Source organism: Cohaesibacter marisflavi, from assembly GCF_963665895.2.
In the GTDB taxonomy this organism is placed as follows: Bacteria; Pseudomonadota; Alphaproteobacteria; order Rhizobiales; family Cohaesibacteraceae; genus Cohaesibacter; species Cohaesibacter marisflavi.
The window spans coordinates 280,643-295,326 of the sequence record NZ_OY762534.1 but is presented as its reverse complement, the minus strand read 5'-3'; the positions used below and the strand labels follow the sequence as shown (position 1 = coordinate 295,326).

Annotated in this window: 17 protein-coding genes; 2 read left to right on the top strand and 15 right to left on the bottom strand. The window is 53.2% G+C overall.

Annotated features, from left to right (window positions below; translation table 11 throughout):
• Nucleotides 1–39: 39 nt before the first annotated feature.
• Nucleotides 40–345: a hypothetical protein gene (locus ACKPCT_RS02410; protein WP_319568270.1), complete on the top strand. Its 306-nt coding sequence runs from the start codon at nucleotides 40–42 to the stop codon at nucleotides 343–345.
• 46 nt (nucleotides 346–391) lie between these two features.
• Here the strand turns inward: ACKPCT_RS02410 and ACKPCT_RS02405 are convergent, their stop codons facing one another.
• Complete coding sequence (locus ACKPCT_RS02405) at nucleotides 392–580, bottom strand: hypothetical protein (RefSeq protein WP_319568269.1); 189 nt, start codon at nucleotides 578–580, stop codon at nucleotides 392–394.
• A gap of 128 nt (nucleotides 581–708) precedes the next feature.
• Here ACKPCT_RS02405 and ACKPCT_RS02400 point away from each other — a divergent pair, with 128 nt between their 5' ends.
• Nucleotides 709–990 carry a CRISPR-associated protein Cas2 gene (locus ACKPCT_RS02400; RefSeq protein ID WP_319568268.1) on the top strand — a complete coding sequence of 94 codons (282 nt, stop codon included), beginning with the start codon at nucleotides 709–711 and terminating at the stop codon, nucleotides 988–990.
• 156 nt (nucleotides 991–1,146) lie between these two features.
• On the opposite strand, the gene ACKPCT_RS02395 is transcribed toward ACKPCT_RS02400, so the two are convergent.
• From ACKPCT_RS02395 to ACKPCT_RS02330, 14 genes are all read right to left on the bottom strand, one after another.
• A complete protein-coding gene (locus tag ACKPCT_RS02395; protein WP_319568267.1) occupies nucleotides 1,147–3,063 on the bottom strand; it encodes a hypothetical protein in 1,917 nt (638 codons plus the stop codon).
• 7 nt (nucleotides 3,064–3,070) lie between these two features.
• Nucleotides 3,071–3,961 (bottom strand): hypothetical protein, encoded by an 891-nt coding sequence (locus tag ACKPCT_RS02390; protein WP_319568266.1) that lies wholly within the window; start codon nucleotides 3,959–3,961, stop codon nucleotides 3,071–3,073.
• Between the two features lie 118 nt (nucleotides 3,962–4,079).
• A complete protein-coding gene (locus ACKPCT_RS02385; RefSeq protein ID WP_319568265.1) occupies nucleotides 4,080–5,519 on the bottom strand; it encodes a hypothetical protein in 1,440 nt (479 codons plus the stop codon).
• Nucleotides 5,516–5,944: a hypothetical protein gene (locus tag ACKPCT_RS02380; protein WP_319568264.1), complete on the bottom strand. Its 429-nt coding sequence runs from the start codon at nucleotides 5,942–5,944 to the stop codon at nucleotides 5,516–5,518. Before ACKPCT_RS02380 ends, ACKPCT_RS02385 begins: the two co-directional genes overlap by 4 nt.
• Nucleotides 5,944–7,395 carry a hypothetical protein gene (locus ACKPCT_RS02375; RefSeq protein ID WP_319568263.1) on the bottom strand — a complete coding sequence of 484 codons (1,452 nt, stop codon included), beginning with the start codon at nucleotides 7,393–7,395 and terminating at the stop codon, nucleotides 5,944–5,946. Before ACKPCT_RS02375 ends, ACKPCT_RS02380 begins: the two co-directional genes overlap by 1 nt.
• Nucleotides 7,392–7,784 (bottom strand): hypothetical protein, encoded by a 393-nt coding sequence (locus ACKPCT_RS02370; RefSeq protein WP_319568262.1) that lies wholly within the window; start codon nucleotides 7,782–7,784, stop codon nucleotides 7,392–7,394. The genes ACKPCT_RS02375 and ACKPCT_RS02370 overlap by 4 nt, the downstream gene beginning before the upstream one ends.
• A complete protein-coding gene (locus ACKPCT_RS02365) occupies nucleotides 7,784–8,119 on the bottom strand; it encodes a hypothetical protein (RefSeq protein WP_319568261.1) in 336 nt (111 codons plus the stop codon). The genes ACKPCT_RS02370 and ACKPCT_RS02365 overlap by 1 nt, the downstream gene beginning before the upstream one ends.
• Nucleotides 8,119–8,388: a hypothetical protein gene (locus tag ACKPCT_RS02360; RefSeq protein WP_319568260.1), complete on the bottom strand. Its 270-nt coding sequence runs from the start codon at nucleotides 8,386–8,388 to the stop codon at nucleotides 8,119–8,121. The genes ACKPCT_RS02365 and ACKPCT_RS02360 overlap by 1 nt, the downstream gene beginning before the upstream one ends.
• Before the next feature lie 73 nt (nucleotides 8,389–8,461).
• On the bottom strand, nucleotides 8,462–9,439 hold the full coding sequence (locus ACKPCT_RS02355) for a DUF5309 domain-containing protein (RefSeq protein WP_319568259.1): 978 nt from the start codon (nucleotides 9,437–9,439) through the stop codon (nucleotides 8,462–8,464).
• Between the two features lie 3 nt (nucleotides 9,440–9,442).
• Nucleotides 9,443–10,465: a hypothetical protein gene (locus tag ACKPCT_RS02350; protein ID WP_319568258.1), complete on the bottom strand. Its 1,023-nt coding sequence runs from the start codon at nucleotides 10,463–10,465 to the stop codon at nucleotides 9,443–9,445.
• A gap of 27 nt (nucleotides 10,466–10,492) precedes the next feature.
• On the bottom strand, nucleotides 10,493–10,741 hold the full coding sequence (locus ACKPCT_RS02345) for a hypothetical protein (RefSeq protein ID WP_319568257.1): 249 nt from the start codon (nucleotides 10,739–10,741) through the stop codon (nucleotides 10,493–10,495).
• Nucleotides 10,738–12,732: a portal protein gene (locus tag ACKPCT_RS02340; protein ID WP_319568256.1), complete on the bottom strand. Its 1,995-nt coding sequence runs from the start codon at nucleotides 12,730–12,732 to the stop codon at nucleotides 10,738–10,740. The genes ACKPCT_RS02345 and ACKPCT_RS02340 overlap by 4 nt, the downstream gene beginning before the upstream one ends.
• The gene (locus ACKPCT_RS02335; protein ID WP_319568255.1) at nucleotides 12,733–14,220 is read right to left on the bottom strand and encodes a terminase; all 1,488 of its coding nucleotides are present in this window, start codon (nucleotides 14,218–14,220) and stop codon (nucleotides 12,733–12,735) included. It lies immediately after the preceding gene.
• A complete protein-coding gene (locus ACKPCT_RS02330) occupies nucleotides 14,150–14,683 on the bottom strand; it encodes a terminase small subunit (protein WP_319568254.1) in 534 nt (177 codons plus the stop codon). The genes ACKPCT_RS02335 and ACKPCT_RS02330 overlap by 71 nt, the downstream gene beginning before the upstream one ends.
• Nucleotide 14,684 lies beyond the last annotated feature (1 nt).

The window sequence follows — 14,684 nt, the reverse complement described above, 5'->3', positions numbered from 1 at the left end:
CCCAAATGGAGCCTATATCTTGAGTACGGGGGTATTTCGATGTTTAGGTTCGTTTTTCTGTTAGCTGCTTTGTTGTCGACACCGGTGATGGCTGAGCTTGATTACTTGCCCAACAAAGAGCAGGTTCAGAAGTTCTATGAGACAGACTCTCAACTGATTTCACTCTACGAAATGTCAAACACATATTGTCGTGGCGGGCTTCCAGACACTCTTGACATGTATAAGAATTGCGCTCTTCGCGAACTCTATTCCGACATTTTGCAGAAGCGCGGTTATTGCAACAACGAGTATGACGAAAACGGCCCAACCGATGGGCCTGCCTACATCAAGTGCCCTTCCAAATAGAAAAGGCCCCGTAGGGCCTATAGCAGGGCAACAACAATAATGCGGATCATGATTGATCTCCGTAAGTCAACAAATACCCTATCTCTCCAACAAAGAGTTTTGCTTTTTCGATGTCTGACATTGTTACGATGCTCTCAAAAGCAGACAGCGCCTTTGCCTTGTCTTCAGCAGACCAGTCGGTAAAAGGCTTCTCTTTCAGCCAGGCAAAATATTCTTCCGGAATTTGATGCTCCATAGCGCACTCCTCCTCTCCATAGAGATGGGAAGCATCCTTCCATATTGCAATCCATTGATCCAGAGGAATGACTCGACTCATGGTTGAGAATCGTGATTGCATCCCTTCATTGAAAAATGGAGGGGGTAATGGCTAGAAATTTACACATTTCTTATGATCTTAGCAAACCAGGACAAAACTACAGTGGACTGATCGATGCAATCAAATCTCTTGGAGCTTGGGCTCACATCAATGAGTCTTTCTGGTTTGTGAATTGCTCCAAATCGCCCAGAGAAGTCTGCGATGCACTGCAAAAGCACTTAGATAGCAACGACTCGATCTATGTTGTTGACGCAAAAAACAACGTCGCAGCTTGGAATAATCTAAGCGACGAAGTTAGTTCTTTCGTGCGCGACAACTGGAGCATTTAGCGCCACAGTCGGAACCATAGGGCAATCCGTCAATTCGGATCAAAACCCCGAGAAACTTTGCGACATAGTGTAGAATTGCTATTTTCATCGTTATTCTCCCTTTTTATTCATTGGCCCATTGTCCGGCCATATAACCACTGAGTGTGGAAACCGGGCCTATTGTTTATCTGCTAGGCCCCGCCCAATTGTTGAACTCGCAGTGAGAGCTAGCATCTGCAACATGCGCTTGATCGATTGGTTGACCGGCTGACCATTCGCTTCCATCTGGGAAATCTGTTTGGCCATTGCCTGAAGCTTTGGCCGTTCAGACCCGGTCTCTACGAGGATTTCAGCAAGGGCTTGTAGATCTCCTTCTTTTGGCTTGAAGCCAGGGAAGCGAGATTGAATTGTACCAAGTGCTTTTCGTGCCATTACAGTTTTCCAACCTTCAGGCATCTCCAATTCCATGCCATCGATTTGCCGCTGGACTGCAGCTCTTTCCGCGGTCTTCGAATTATTGAGAACATCATTCTTGGTGTGCATGAAGCGTGTTTCGTCTTCCAAGGCGGATGTGAGGCGGTTTGCGGCGTCATCCCCGAAGGCAGCCGCCATCTTTTCCTTATTGAAGTCCTTTTGGAATTCAGACCGAGCTTGGTTCACGTCATTTCGGGCTGTGCCCATCTTTTGAGCCAGAGCTCTTCGGGCCCCGGCCTTGTAGGCATTCTTTTCGGAGATTGGCATTTTCTCAAGATTGGCACGCACATCATGAGGCATCTGATTTGCGTGAAAAATCCGTTCTCCTGACTTGTGTGCGTCAAGAATAGCAGCGTGTCCACTATAAACGTCCCGTGCATGAGGATACATTGTCGTCAGCTTATCAAGCTCTTCAATTAATCCGTCACGCACATTCTGATACGAATATGCCAGGCTTGTTTGACCTTGTTCATTCAGGCGAGAAATGCGACCGTCAAGCCATTGCTTGGCATAGTCCAGATCCCGAACTGTGTAGCCATTCTCTGACACAGGATGCCCCATGTTTGCGGCGATCTTCTTACCATATTCAAGGGCTTCCTGTCCTGCTGGCCTGTTAAGCAAATCATTTATGATGATGTTGTCATTTGGGACATCAACATTAGCTAACCCCTCATAAAACGGTCTCGACTGTTCCAATTGCCGCTCTCTGATATATCCCGGTAGAGAAAGGGTGTCTTCCGTCTTCCCGAGCAAGTCATCGGCAAGAGTATTCACTCTCTGAGATGCATTACTTGATCGATCAGTTAGAGCCTTGTTGATCGTCGTTTTCGCTGGCCCCGGTCTATTTTCAATACCCCCAGCCCAAATGCGGGCGTTTGGCCCGATATCTGCCAACATTGTGTCTGGGTTTTCTTTGGCCAATCTGTTAAGCGCCTCTTGGGCAGTCATCTCATCAGATGCCAAAACCTTGCGCGCCAACTTTGCTGCCGAATTCTTGCCAACCTGAGAGATGTTCCTTACCCCTGATATTGCAGATCCGACCGCAGGAGCTGCACCACCGATACCTGCACCCAAGATGCCTCCAACGGCGGCGCCCTGTCCGCGTGATCCGGGTTTAGCCTCACCGGCTCCAGCCAGTGCGCCATAGGCCGCGCCTTCTGCCGCGCCACCGGCCATTCGTCCAACTAGCCCCTTTCCAACGCGACCAGCAGTCGTTAGACCAGCCTTACCGGCTCCGCCAGCCAACGCCATCGAGCCAGCCAGTTCACCTGCTACAGAAGATACAGGATGAGCTTCTCTGCGTGCGGCCTTTCCAGCGTCAAAGCGCTGCTGAAGGTTGTTGTACGCCCGCCCGATGTCAAACCCGTCGCCTCTTAAATAATCTGCCGCAGCCTTGAAGGGTGCGACCATGCCAGCGCCAATTTCGTCATCATACCCAGACATGAGTCCGCTATAGATCCCATCTGCACCAGCAGAGACCGCGCCCATATCGTAGCGGCCCTGACTTTGCTTCGCTGCCACCTCAGGAAACTTAGAAGCAATCATGGTTTTGATCTGCTCTTTGGGCATGTCGTCAGGAAATTGAACTTGTGCACCATCAGGCATTTTCACAATCGGCATACATCACCTATTTGAAGTATTCTGAGTAATCGACAACGCCTTGGCTTTGCGGTGTTTGAGAGTTGCGCTGCCGTGGCTGATAGCTCGGCCCCGCAGCCCTCTGCGTTCCGTAAATGACCGCTTCACGGTTTTTACGCTTCTGAGCGATTACCGCAGGTGTGTCTCCTGGCTGAGGAAAATACTGCTGCTCTGCGTTGGCAAATTCTTCCTGTGAGATTACAGCCCCTGACTCACGGCGTAAGGCCGCATTGATAAAATCGCGCTTAGCCTGATCGAATAGCTTATAGTCTTCACTGGTCACATAATTGCCTATACCAGGAATGGCAGCGGCCGCACGATCGCCAACATTTAGACCTGCCGTTTCATGCTGCCGCAGGATCTGTTCAGAGTTCGCCATCCGGTCTGCAAATCCAGCAGCATTGGCTTGTTCGTTGTTAAAGTTCACCTGAGTCGCCCCAGCGCGCTTGTTTTTCAACTGATATTCAGCAAACTCGGGGTTTTGTTGAGCAAAGTTGAAGTTCTTTTGATCATTTGTCAGGGAAGGCGCTTTCTGCGGCGTCATATATGCTGCTGCCTGCCCAGAAGACACGATGGCATCTGCGTTTTGCTGACTTAGCCCTTTGTTTCGCATCAGCCAGTTCACTGTCTTGTTGTTTGTCTGACTGGTCAGGGCCTTCGATCGAATGCCTTTGAGCGCTTCTCCAAAGCCACCATTGCGGACAACCAGCTCAGCTTCTGTCTGCGGCATGCCCTGTTGCACCAGATAATCAACGGATTGATTCCGCTTTGCCTCTTCCTGCGTCCGCACGCGGCGCTTGTCATCCATGCCGTTGCCAAGCATTGCCGATTGAAGCACTTGATTGGGATCGGCGCCAAGAGCAGCTGCGAGCCCACCCATGCGCATCATCTGGCGGTTATTATCAATCCCGGACGAGAGGCTATTCCAAAGTGAGCCACCAGAGCCACCCACCTGCTGCTTGCCAGAGAGAAGGTCAAAAAGTCCCATATTCTACCCCTTACATGAACGAGCCAAGGACAGAAGCCCAACCAAGCGCCTGATCCATTCCGCCGCCGCGCTGATATGCTGTTGAAGTTGAAGTCCCAAGCTGGCCAGCGCCAGACGACATGGCGTTGAGCCATTCGCTTGGTGCTTTCTGTGCCGCCTGATTTTCTGCAAACTGATCCATTTCAGCTTGCATTGCTGCTTGGTCGTAGCCCTCCTGCATCTGGCCAGCCTGTGACAGATAGTCATAGGGCGACATGGATGCATCGAAGAGCGATGAGAGCCCCTGCCCTGCCTGCAAGGCAAGTGAGTTACCGCTTTGCTGTGCTCCAGTCTGCGAATTAAGCAGATTGCCCTGATTGGCAAGGCCATTGAACATGGTGTTGGTCTGTGCGTCTGTTGCGCCCTGCTGTGCGCCAATCCCTGAAAGATAGGAATTGGTCTGGTTGCCGAGAACGCTCTGTTCACCGGATAGCCCGCCCATAGCTGCGTTATAGCTATTACCGGCAAGGCCTGCCTGCGTGTTGATGCCATTCAACGCCGTGCTGGTCTGACTGTTGAGCAGATTGGCTCGCGTGTTGAGCCCGTTGGCAAGTACGCCACTTTGCGCATTGAGCTGGTTTGTGCGCTGGCTAGAAGCCCCCATCATATTGTTGACGTCTTGGTTATACTGGCCAGTCAGCGCATTGCTGTAATAGTCGCCAATATTCTTGGCCATGACATCCTGATTGGTGCCCGATCCATACCGGCCCGAGGCCGAGGCAATCTGGTTGACCTTCGTCGCAATCTGATCCGCGCCACCCTCAAGCGCTTTCATAAGATTGGCGTTGTTTGCCCCGATCTGCCCGCCCTGAGCCATGGAATTCATCATGTCCGAACCAAGCCCGTTATAGGCATCATACTGATTGCCGAAGGCTGTGTTCGCTTCCCCCATCAGATCGCCATAAGCACCCGCCTGCTGGCCCGAAGTCTGGCCAACCTGATTGAATAAGTCCCCATAGGCGCTCTGGGCCTGATTGGCTGCGTTGGTCGCCTGCCCCTTCATGGCATTATAAGCGCCGGTCTGGCCATTCATGGTTGAGGCAACATTATTGGCAATATCACCATACTGCCCAGCCTGCCGATTTGCCGTATTCCCGGTTCTCTGCCGTAGGTTATTATAGGCGTTGTTCTGGCTGTTGCTGAGGCCATTCGAGTTGATGACGCCCTTAGCCTGATTGAAAGCATTGTTGAGCCCCGGCACGCCGGACTGTGCAGTATTGGCCATTCCATCCATTGCGGTCTGGCTGTTCGCGCTCGGGCCAACATAGCGATCACCGGAATAGGCCTCCCAAACAGACGGATCATCCGCCACACCGGCTGCCATATCCTGTGCCTTCGTGATATTGCCCTTATACAACACAGAAGGCTCATTGTTCTGAACCGTTGTTGTTTCTTTCCCGCCGCCGCTCATAAGATCACCTTTTCATAAATCAGCTGGTCGTTGTCCGTCGATCCGACAACAGAAAATTCGGGAAGTCTGCGCTTCCAGCCCTTTCGGCCTTCGAATGTGAGTTTCTTGCAGCCCCGCGCCTGGCCATGATGAATCACATCATCAAGCAAATGGCGCCATGCCTGCCAGTTTGTGCCAGCAAGCATTTTGATCTGTATTTGAGGCGGGGTGTCTTCTAACCGGACCTGAGTTGCCGCAACGCCGAGAACATTTGCGTCATAGTCAAACACCATCCAAAGCAAGATCTGATTGCGCTTGGCATCCTTGATGATCTTCCCTGCCGTCCAACCGCCGCAGAAGGGTTTTGAACAATAGAGGTCAAGATATGGCTCCATCTTGGGTCGATACGCATCGATGAGGCGAAGCGGTACGCGATAAGGATGCATCAGCGCCTCCCCGCTGCCTTGGCCTGAATGTCATCAAGCCCGGTAACGATGGTCCAATCACCCTTGAGCGTCGTTTCAAACTGGTGGATTTTGCCATTGGCCCGCGTCGGTATCCTGCCGCTTGGCTGTCTGGTGTATGGCCCCTTCCAGACCAATGGATCATAACTGTTGCCAGACACCCCAATGCGCATAGATGCGTCTTCGGCATCCGTCATGGGTGCAACCGAGGTCACCAGCGAGCGGCCCGCTTTATTCAGTTGGAGCTTTGCGGTCCGGAACAAGGCGTCCATATTCGAGCCTTGCGCAAAACACATCCGATAGTCGGTATCAAACGCGGCCAGAACCGGCTTGCCGCCTGACCAAGCCGGGCTGTCGAGCGAAATAGCCAAGTCATCAAGGGATGATGAGATCTCATCCAGACTTTCAAGAGTATTGCCAGGCGTGGCTAGGTTTGCGAGCCAGACGAGTTCCCTTTCAATCCGGAACCAACGGCCAAGCTGCCAATCATAGCCAAGAATGACGTTAAAGCGCGCTCCGGTATAGCCAGTTGAGCGATAAGCCCAATAAACCACCTTGTTGAGTGGATCGGAAACCGCCTGCACATCTTCCAAAGCGTCCAGATCGACCTCTGCCATGAAGGCGCGATTCACCTTCTCACCGCCGATGGGAGGTGTCAAAAGTCCCTTCTCTGTGGTGTAGCTGACGCCGTAAAAACCATCCTGAGCAAGAAAATAGGTCGCCTGATTGACGGTCACTCCGGCATTCGGCCCCACAATCCCTATTTCGGCTACCTTGCTGAATGTGAAGTTGTATGTCCCGCCGGGGTTCCAGTTGACTGTTCTGATTGCGTCCTTCTGAAGGATATATGCCCCTTGCTGGCCAGAAAATCCCTGCAGAACCCACCCGCCGTCAGGAAAGGCCTGCCGATCACCGCCATTCTCTGCAATCGGCCAAGACGCGATATTTTCATCCGCGCTCCATTGCACACCGTCTGGCAGGTCAAGCAGTCCGCCTGCGAACAGGTTGGCTCCTATAACAAACAATGACCGAGCTTTGATCGCAACAAGTTCTGTAGCAGGGCTGTAGCTCGCCAGATCAATCTGCTGAATATTGGTGTTCTGGTTGGTGGCAACAACCGTTTGCCCCCATTGAGCAAAAGCCCATGTCACGCCTTCAGCGAGCGTATAGCCTGACCCGACCGTTACCCATTCGTTGGTTGCCGGATCTAGCCGAAAAAGACGAGTTGGACCGCCAGCGTAGACCACATAGGCCCCGTCATCCCGACGAGCCAAGAAGGCCCCACAGGGCTTTTCTGGCAATGGGTCAGTATAGGGCACGAATGATGGGAAAGGTGCCCACCCGTCCGCCACAGGCTGTGCATTGCGCATATAGGGCAGTGCCTTGCCGTTAAAGTCCGAGCTGTCCGGGCTATATTCACCAAACGGGATCATGGTGTCTGGCCTCCCGGCTTGGCAGCCGTCAATCTCACTGCCTTGCGCTTGCCGGAGAGGTCATTGAGATGGTCCGAAAACTTGGTTCCTGCCAGCTGCCCTTGTGCTTCGCTGGCCAGATCCGCGATCGCCGCCTCCATCACAACGCCAAAGAAATAGATGCTGCCAATTCCGGTCAGTATCCAGTTGCTGTCTGCATCATCGCTAAGAGCCGGAATGCGGTCTGTTGGAGTCACACCATCTTCAGACAGTGTGAACAGGGCCTTGTTGATCTGATCCTCAACGGACAGCACAAAAATCGGGAACAGCGAAAGGAACTCTGCGTCTCCTGTCCGCTCCAGATAATCAGCCACCTTGTCGCGCAAGTCTGCCAGATTGGCATAAGCCATCAGATTCTACCTCTGAATGTTCGGAATTTGCGATTGTCCGGATCATTGAGAAACTTCTTGATGTAATCCTCATCCTTATTCACGACCGCTGGCATGATCCGATCCAGCTCACACAAGGGAATTGAGGCAATCTTTTTGCCATCGCCAAAGCGAACGCCATTGCTTTCCGCTTCAAGCTGCTTGTTGGCTGCAAGAATGTCTTCTACTTCTTGCACCGTGCGAATGGTGAATTGGTCCTTGTCTTCGTCGTACCAGAACCACTGCGCAATGCGGGTTACCGGATCAAAATCCAGCAACCGCCATTGCCCGTCATAGATTTTCGGGATAGAGCCCATCAGACCCTCGTGATCTCGGCCAGATACCGTTCCTTCAGGCTGTTTGCCACGCTCTTTGCCAGGGTGATTTCTTCACCCTTGGGCCATTTGCGCCGCTCGTCATCTCCGCGCTCTTCTGGCGTCGGGAAATAGCCGCGCAGCATGGTGACCACCACAGTCGGCTCCTTGGCTGCTGCTTCCTTGGCTGCTGCTTCCTTGGCTGCTGCTTCCTTGGCTGCTGCTGCATCCATCATTTCGCCTTCGGGCGCTTCTTGCTTTTTCGCTGTCATGTCAATGCTCCAAAAAGCAAAAAGGCCGCCATCTAGCAGCCTCTTTGCGAGTTAATCAGTTTGTCTTGTGCTCTTAGCTGTCGAGCAGATCCGCGACCACGCCGTGAGCGGCTTCGTTACCCACCTGCAGTGTCACTTCTCCGATCAAGACGCGCTTCTCTGCGTCAGAAGTCTTGGCAGGCTTCTTGCGCTTGATCTGGCGAAGCCAGCAAAGGTCCACATATTCCGGATCGAGAACAAAGGCATCCCGCTCACGCTGGAAGCGATCAGGGACCACCGCCAAAGTACCAAAATCGGAAATGTAGAAATCAGCTGCCGCCACAATGGTTGCCTGCTTCTTGGCCTTCTGGTCACCCGCCACATTCGAGCGCAGTTCCGAAATCCCTGCGAAACCAGAGAAGGCACGCTTGTTTTTCGGCCCGACCAGCAGGACGGTAGGATCAGCGCCGTTGGCAAAGCAACTCTCGATAACGCCATCAAGCTGGCTACGAGCAAAGGCTCGCTGCGTACCGTCAGTTGCTGCTGCTACAAAGCCGGTTCCCTCGCTATAGCCACCATCAGCCCCGCCGGTTCCACGATCGGAGTTCGTTTCCAGCCAGGCTGCGAGACCAGCCATTTTGCGCTTTTTGCCGACAATGGACGACGCCTGATTAGAGAGTGCGATCTTTTCAAGGTCGCGCTTGAGTTCTTTCGACTTCTTGGCGGTCTGATAGGCCATTTCCGACTTACGTCCGGCTTTCTCAACCGCTTCCAAAGTCTCGGAGATCACAATACCCTTGCGAATGATCTGGGTATGGTTGGCCACGCGTACAGTCGGGTCCGGGTCTTCGAAGCTGTATTCATCGCCTTCTTCGACCGCATTTTCGCCGTCAGCTGCAGCCAGATCATCCGTCTGCCATTCATGCTTGGTGGCTTTGGGTTTTGGCCCCTTGCCCGCAATGCGCGAGCAGAAAGGGGTTTCGGTGGGTGCGATATTCAGGATCGTGTCGGTCAGCCCTTCACGCAGACCGTTGGCGTCCTGAGTATCATAGGTGTTGGCTTCCTGAGCCATGGTTTACTCCTCGTCTTCAATGTCCATGAAGACCGCAGCTGCATCACGCACATTGCCTGAAGATTTCAGGCGACTTTTTGCTTGAGCATTGCGGCCACGTCTACGTTCACCGGACGTTTTGGCGCGCTTGTTCGATCCGACTTTCGGAACATCCTTGACCTTGCGTTTGGCCTGAGACTGCTTTTCCTTGTCGGCCCGATACTGCATGGCATCGTGAACAATCTGCCATGCACGATGATCGATAAAGCCCAGAATTTCTTCGTTGCCGTAGCCCTCGGATTTCAGAAAACCTTCCACCTCGTCGATGTAGGCTTTCTGTTTTTCCCGATCCAATAGCGTCGAGTTCTGCGTCGTGAGTGCTTCCAGCTCACGCCCGAAGGCTTCCTGACGCTGTGTCTGCATCTGTTGGGCTTGGTGCTGCTGCGAACGTTGCCGAATATTCCGAGACTTGCCGAGCGTCTCTTGAAGCTGTTCGGTAAAGCGCTGCATGCCTTGCATGTAGGCAAGCGGGTCTTGCGACTGCAGCGAAGGGTCCGGAATGAGTGCCTTGACATTGTCAAGCGCCTGTTCAAGCCGAGTAGCCTGCTGCTGGAAATAACCGCCCCACTGGGTTGCCTCAGTGCGGGCATTCTGGGTGGCCTGCCGATCTTGCGCCAGAGCCTGAACTTTCCGGGTATAGTCCGATTGCATCAGATGTCCGTTTTTCAGCTCCTCCACTGTGGCGACTGTGCCGTCGGGCAATTTGACTTGCATGTCATCGCCAGCGTAGGAGCCTTCGGTTGTATCTTCTGCTTGATCGTCTTCCTCGATCTCTTCACCGCCATCGCCTTCCAAGTCTTCCTCGGTGTCGGCTTCTTGGTCCGCTTGCTCTTGCTCATCGTCTTCGCCCTGGTCGGTTGTTTGATCGGCGGTGTCCTCTTCGGGGTCGTCGTCAAGTCCATCAAAAGCGTTGGTTGCGTCGTCAAGTGTCAAAGCTTCATCGTTGACAGTCCCGGTATCAGCCGGGTTGTTGTCTTCAATATCCATCAGGGTGGTTCCAGTTTTTAGGTTGGGTTAGCCCTTTCGGGCGGTGCGTTCCGCGGCCTGCTTGCCAGTTCGTATGATGGCTTGCAGCTTGCTGCGGAAATCTCTTGTGGCGCGGGCAGTTGCTGCCGCATCGCGCCGTGTGTCGTCGTCTTTGGCGCTCAAAACTGCGTCGATCGCCGTCTTTTCGACTTCATCGAGCGTGTCTTGCAATAGCTGGTTTGCCAACAGAGCGTTGGCTTCAGCCGCTCTCCTAATCTTCGCGTCTTCATCCGTCATCCTGGCTGCCCGCCCACGCTGACATTGGTTGAAAAGCCGGAAGATGGCATACCCATCATTGCCTGTTCGCGCTTAAGCTGTATTTCAAGCTGCATTTGCTCGCGTTTGAGTTGGATCTCCATCTGCATCTGTTCGCGCTTCAACTGAATATCGGCCTGCTGTTGCGCTTGCTTGAGTTGGATCTCTGCCATCTTCGCCGGATCGGCCTGCGGCTGCTGGCTCTGTTTGAATTGAGCGAACCAGGCTTGAAGCTTTGGAGGTTCAACATCATTGAAATACTGCTCCGGATTGCGCAGACCGCCCGCCTCGATCAGCTTTGAAAAGGTCTCAAGCATTTTGTCGAATGGAACAATCGGATTGTCCGGACCATATTCCCGCACGACCTGTTCTTGTCGAGCAAGGATCATCTGCAGGATCGCCATGTCTCGCTCGCGGGTGCCGGAACCTAGCCCGACTTCCACGTTTACATCCATGTCCATATTCCAGACACGCGGATCAATGGGCTGCCAATTTCCTTTCAGGCGAATGAGCCTCTGATCCTCATATTTGGCAATCAGGCGCATCAAGATCTTGAACATACGCTTGAGACCGCCCTCTGCCATGTTCCGTGCAAAGAAGACTGCCTTGCTTCGCGCTGCCGACATCATGTTGTTGTTTGCCGTCGCGGACTGGTTCTGCAGCACTTCCGCATCCAGTCCCTTGGAAGCTGCGCTCACCCCCGTTCTGTTGGCTGCGATCCGGTCCATCTGCTCCATTGCCTCAAAGGTCTGGTTCGCAAAATAGGGTAGCGTCAGATAGTTGATCGAACCTGGCTCTTTTACAGGGATCGTGTTGCCAAACTGGCGATTGTTGAGCAGATCGATCGCATCATCATCCATCTTGCTGACATCGGCTTCCCGTTCCGGGTTGTTCTGCCAATAGATGTTATCGAGAGCCCCGCGCAGCAAAGCCGTCTTGATCCCCTGTATCGGTATCGTGGAATCGGCCAGAGACCGCCCGGCAAAGCGATGTGGCACGCGCAGAGGCGACACATCGAAATAAGGAAGATCATCGTCCCATTCCTCGATGGAAAGGATCGTACGAGCACCAGCCCCACCCGTTACCACCACTTGCCACCATTCGGCTATTCCGTCCTCATTAGCATCGAGCTTGATGTAGCATTCATAGACGTCGATCTCATCCATCGACCGATCTGCTGAATCCTCACCCCAAGAGTAATCTTTCTCCCGACTCGAATCCGCGTCGTCTTCATCAAAGCTGCCGCTGCTATTCAGCTGGCTTATCTTGCGCAGTGCTTCTGAATCATTTGCAAAGCGTTCATTGAGATCCGAGCGGGTAACTACGCTCTTGTCACCAGCAAAGTTCGTGTCCTCAATGCTGGTGGCCTCTGCCGATATCAGGAAGTTCTCACGCGGCAAAACTTCCACCCGTTGCCGCCCCTTGCTCTTGATGACCTTGATCTTAAGATCGTGGATGCCGCCTTCCTTCTCAGTGTCTTCCAACACTTCCACATTCGGCAAGTTGACCAGCTCAGCCCAGCGCGTCGAGTCGAGATCCTCATATTCTTCGACCTTGATGACCGGCGTCTGATCGCGCCATACCTTGCCAACCGAGTTGCGCTGCAAAAGTGCATCATGGCATAGGTCGTGAATGACCCAATAGCCGCTGCATTCGTTCATAAAGAACCAGTTCGTGCCGTCTGTCTGCTGCTTTGCCAGCTCTTCATCTTCGGTGCCGGTCGGAAGCGCCTTCATGGGCTGCCCCGATCCGCAGAAGATTTGCATCATGTCCGGCATGATCCATTCAACAGCATCAGCCACGTCAAGAGACTTGGCAGCAGAGCGCCCTTCCTCCGGCTCAAGATCGCTCATCTCTCCGCGATAATATTCAAGCGCCTTCTCGCGATCATCACTCTGGGTCTCATCGTCATAGCTTTCAGCTGCCGAGATCTTCTGATCAAGTATCGGCCTCAGCCTGTCGTCACTCAGCATCTAGACAATTCCCTTCATCGGTCTGGCTTTCAGTTTCTTGCGCGTGACAGGCTTGACCCATCCAGTCGAAAAGGTCTGGAAAGCGTCTGCGCCGTGCGATGCCTCATCGTGGCGCGGCTGGCTCTTCCAAACCCCGTTCTTTTCGTCAAAATCTTTGCGATAGTTGGTTAGATGCTTGATGCCGGTTGAACACTCTTCCTCATCGAATGCACAAAGCGGCAATATCTGGCGACTGGCCTCGATACCGTCCCGCTTGTCGGCAACCCGTGGCACCACTTCAAACTTGATGCCCAAGCCCTGCGCTACTTCCTGCCTAGTCTTACCTTCTGCCATCAGCTCGCGCACATTCAGATCATGCGGGCCGAAATGCTGGCCCCAGACTGCGCCACGTGTATCGCGCCAGTCCCGAAGCCAGTTGATGTAATGGCTCATCCCTTCGCCGCTATTCTCGTAATAGCCAATGAAGCGATGGATCGAGCCGTCAAACTGATGCAGCCAAATGGTCATGGAATCATCCATGCCCAAATCCCAGAAGGTATTAACCGGCAAGGCAGGATCAAACGGCACAGAGCCGATGCGCTTCAGCTTGCGCAAGGTCGTCAGCTGCTTGGCGAAGTAGGCTCCCTCGATCGCTGCCTCAAAGGCTTCATCCGGCGTCGAAGGATATTCTTTCTTCATATCCTCGCCCTGCTCTTTCTCCTTCAGCACATACCAGGCTTTCTTGCGATCGGAGAGAGGCGGAACGCCTTCCTTTTCCTTCTTGTCAAAATACTCTGCCATCTCCTTGGTGATGACTACGCCTTCAGGGTCTGCCTCGTACCGGTCATCCATCCACCAGGCGAAGAAGTGGAACTTCCATTCAAGCGGGTTCGGCTTTCTGCCGCTCTCCACAATGGCCCGCGCCTTCTGTGTCTTCTCGTAGAAGTCGCCCTCCTGCCCTTCTGCCGTGCTCTCGATGAACCCGAGACAGCCCGGCGCAAGCGTGTTCAGTGCACCGGACTTAACTTCCTTGGCCTTGTCCGGGCTCTTGGCGCAGATCTTTCCATATTCAGAGATATGCAGAAGCTGGTAGGTGCCAGAGCGAAGCGAAGCGCCCACCTTGACGCTTGATCCGTTCTCCCACTCAACCTCTGTCTCGTTACTCTTGACCAGAGGCTTGCGCTCTTTGATCGCCTCATCCAACCGGCTGTAAGGGAACTTGATCTTCGCGGATAAAAGCCCTTTGGCATTGTCCAGTGTGTCAGCAATAATCCCCGCACTGGTGTTCGAGTTCCAAAGGCATTGATCTAAAATCAGAATGTCAATGAAGGTTGAAAAACCGAGCTGCCGCGCCTTCAAGATGATATTCAGAAAATCCAGCTCAGAGAGAAGCTGCTCTTGCGCCCTGTTCATCTTGAACAGGACAACATTGCCTTCCTTATCCTCGATCCAATAGAGGTTGTTCAGCCTCCATTTCGGGCTCTTCAGTTTCGCCTCGTAGTCCTGCAAGCCCCTTCGATGCTCCGTCTATTCTGTCAAACATCTCTTTGAGATCATCGCTCACGCCGTGCTTCTGCTCGGTCTTGTCGATCAAGCCAAGGTCACGGGCGATAATGTTGGTTTCGAGCAGTCCAGCAGCGGCGCCAGTGAACTTTTGTTCGCGGATAATCTCTTCCACGCGCGTAACGACTGGAATAAAACCTTCCTTCTCGCGATAAGCCGGCCATGTCCTCACATCGACCCCAAGGAAGATGCAAAGCCCTGAAATCGTCATGGCCCGCATCTTGGCGATCTTAGCGGTCTTGAACTTTCCCTTGTATTTGACCAGCTCAGCCGCATGCAGCGGATTGCCTTCAACCCACTCGAAATACTCTTCGCAGGCTTCCCAAAGCTCTTCCGGATCTTCCCACTTCGGCTTTCGTCCGTGTCGGCTCCTTGCTTGCCAGAATTTATTTCCCTTCGGTGCTGCCACA

What these genes read in the sequence shown, in the direction of transcription:
- ACKPCT_RS02400 (WP_319568268.1), top strand. Translation starts at nt 709, where the DNA reads ATGGCTAGAAATTTACACATTTCTTATGATCTTAGCAAACCAGGACAA.
- ACKPCT_RS02340 (WP_319568256.1), bottom strand. Translation starts at nt 12,732, where the DNA reads ATGCTGAGTGACGACAGGCTGAGGCCGATACTTGATCAGAAGATCTCG.
- ACKPCT_RS02370 (WP_319568262.1), bottom strand. Translation starts at nt 7,784, where the DNA reads ATGGCTTATGCCAATCTGGCAGACTTGCGCGACAAGGTGGCTGATTAT.
- ACKPCT_RS02375 (WP_319568263.1), bottom strand. Translation starts at nt 7,395, where the DNA reads ATGATCCCGTTTGGTGAATATAGCCCGGACAGCTCGGACTTTAACGGC.
- ACKPCT_RS02395 (WP_319568267.1), bottom strand. Translation starts at nt 3,063, where the DNA reads ATGCCGATTGTGAAAATGCCTGATGGTGCACAAGTTCAATTTCCTGAC.
- ACKPCT_RS02365 (WP_319568261.1), bottom strand. Translation starts at nt 8,119, where the DNA reads ATGGGCTCTATCCCGAAAATCTATGACGGGCAATGGCGGTTGCTGGAT.
- ACKPCT_RS02355 (WP_319568259.1), bottom strand. Translation starts at nt 9,439, where the DNA reads ATGGCTCAGGAAGCCAACACCTATGATACTCAGGACGCCAACGGTCTG.
- ACKPCT_RS02360 (WP_319568260.1), bottom strand. Translation starts at nt 8,388, where the DNA reads ATGACAGCGAAAAAGCAAGAAGCGCCCGAAGGCGAAATGATGGATGCA.
- ACKPCT_RS02410 (WP_319568270.1), top strand. Translation starts at nt 40, where the DNA reads ATGTTTAGGTTCGTTTTTCTGTTAGCTGCTTTGTTGTCGACACCGGTG.
- ACKPCT_RS02385 (WP_319568265.1), bottom strand. Translation starts at nt 5,519, where the DNA reads ATGAGCGGCGGCGGGAAAGAAACAACAACGGTTCAGAACAATGAGCCT.
- ACKPCT_RS02405 (WP_319568269.1), bottom strand. Translation starts at nt 580, where the DNA reads ATGGAGCATCAAATTCCGGAAGAATATTTTGCCTGGCTGAAAGAGAAG.
- ACKPCT_RS02345 (WP_319568257.1), bottom strand. Translation starts at nt 10,741, where the DNA reads ATGACGGATGAAGACGCGAAGATTAGGAGAGCGGCTGAAGCCAACGCT.
- ACKPCT_RS02390 (WP_319568266.1), bottom strand. Translation starts at nt 3,961, where the DNA reads ATGGGTGGGCTCGCAGCTGCTCTTGGCGCCGATCCCAATCAAGTGCTT.
- ACKPCT_RS02350 (WP_319568258.1), bottom strand. Translation starts at nt 10,465, where the DNA reads ATGGATATTGAAGACAACAACCCGGCTGATACCGGGACTGTCAACGAT.
- ACKPCT_RS02380 (WP_319568264.1), bottom strand. Translation starts at nt 5,944, where the DNA reads ATGCATCCTTATCGCGTACCGCTTCGCCTCATCGATGCGTATCGACCC.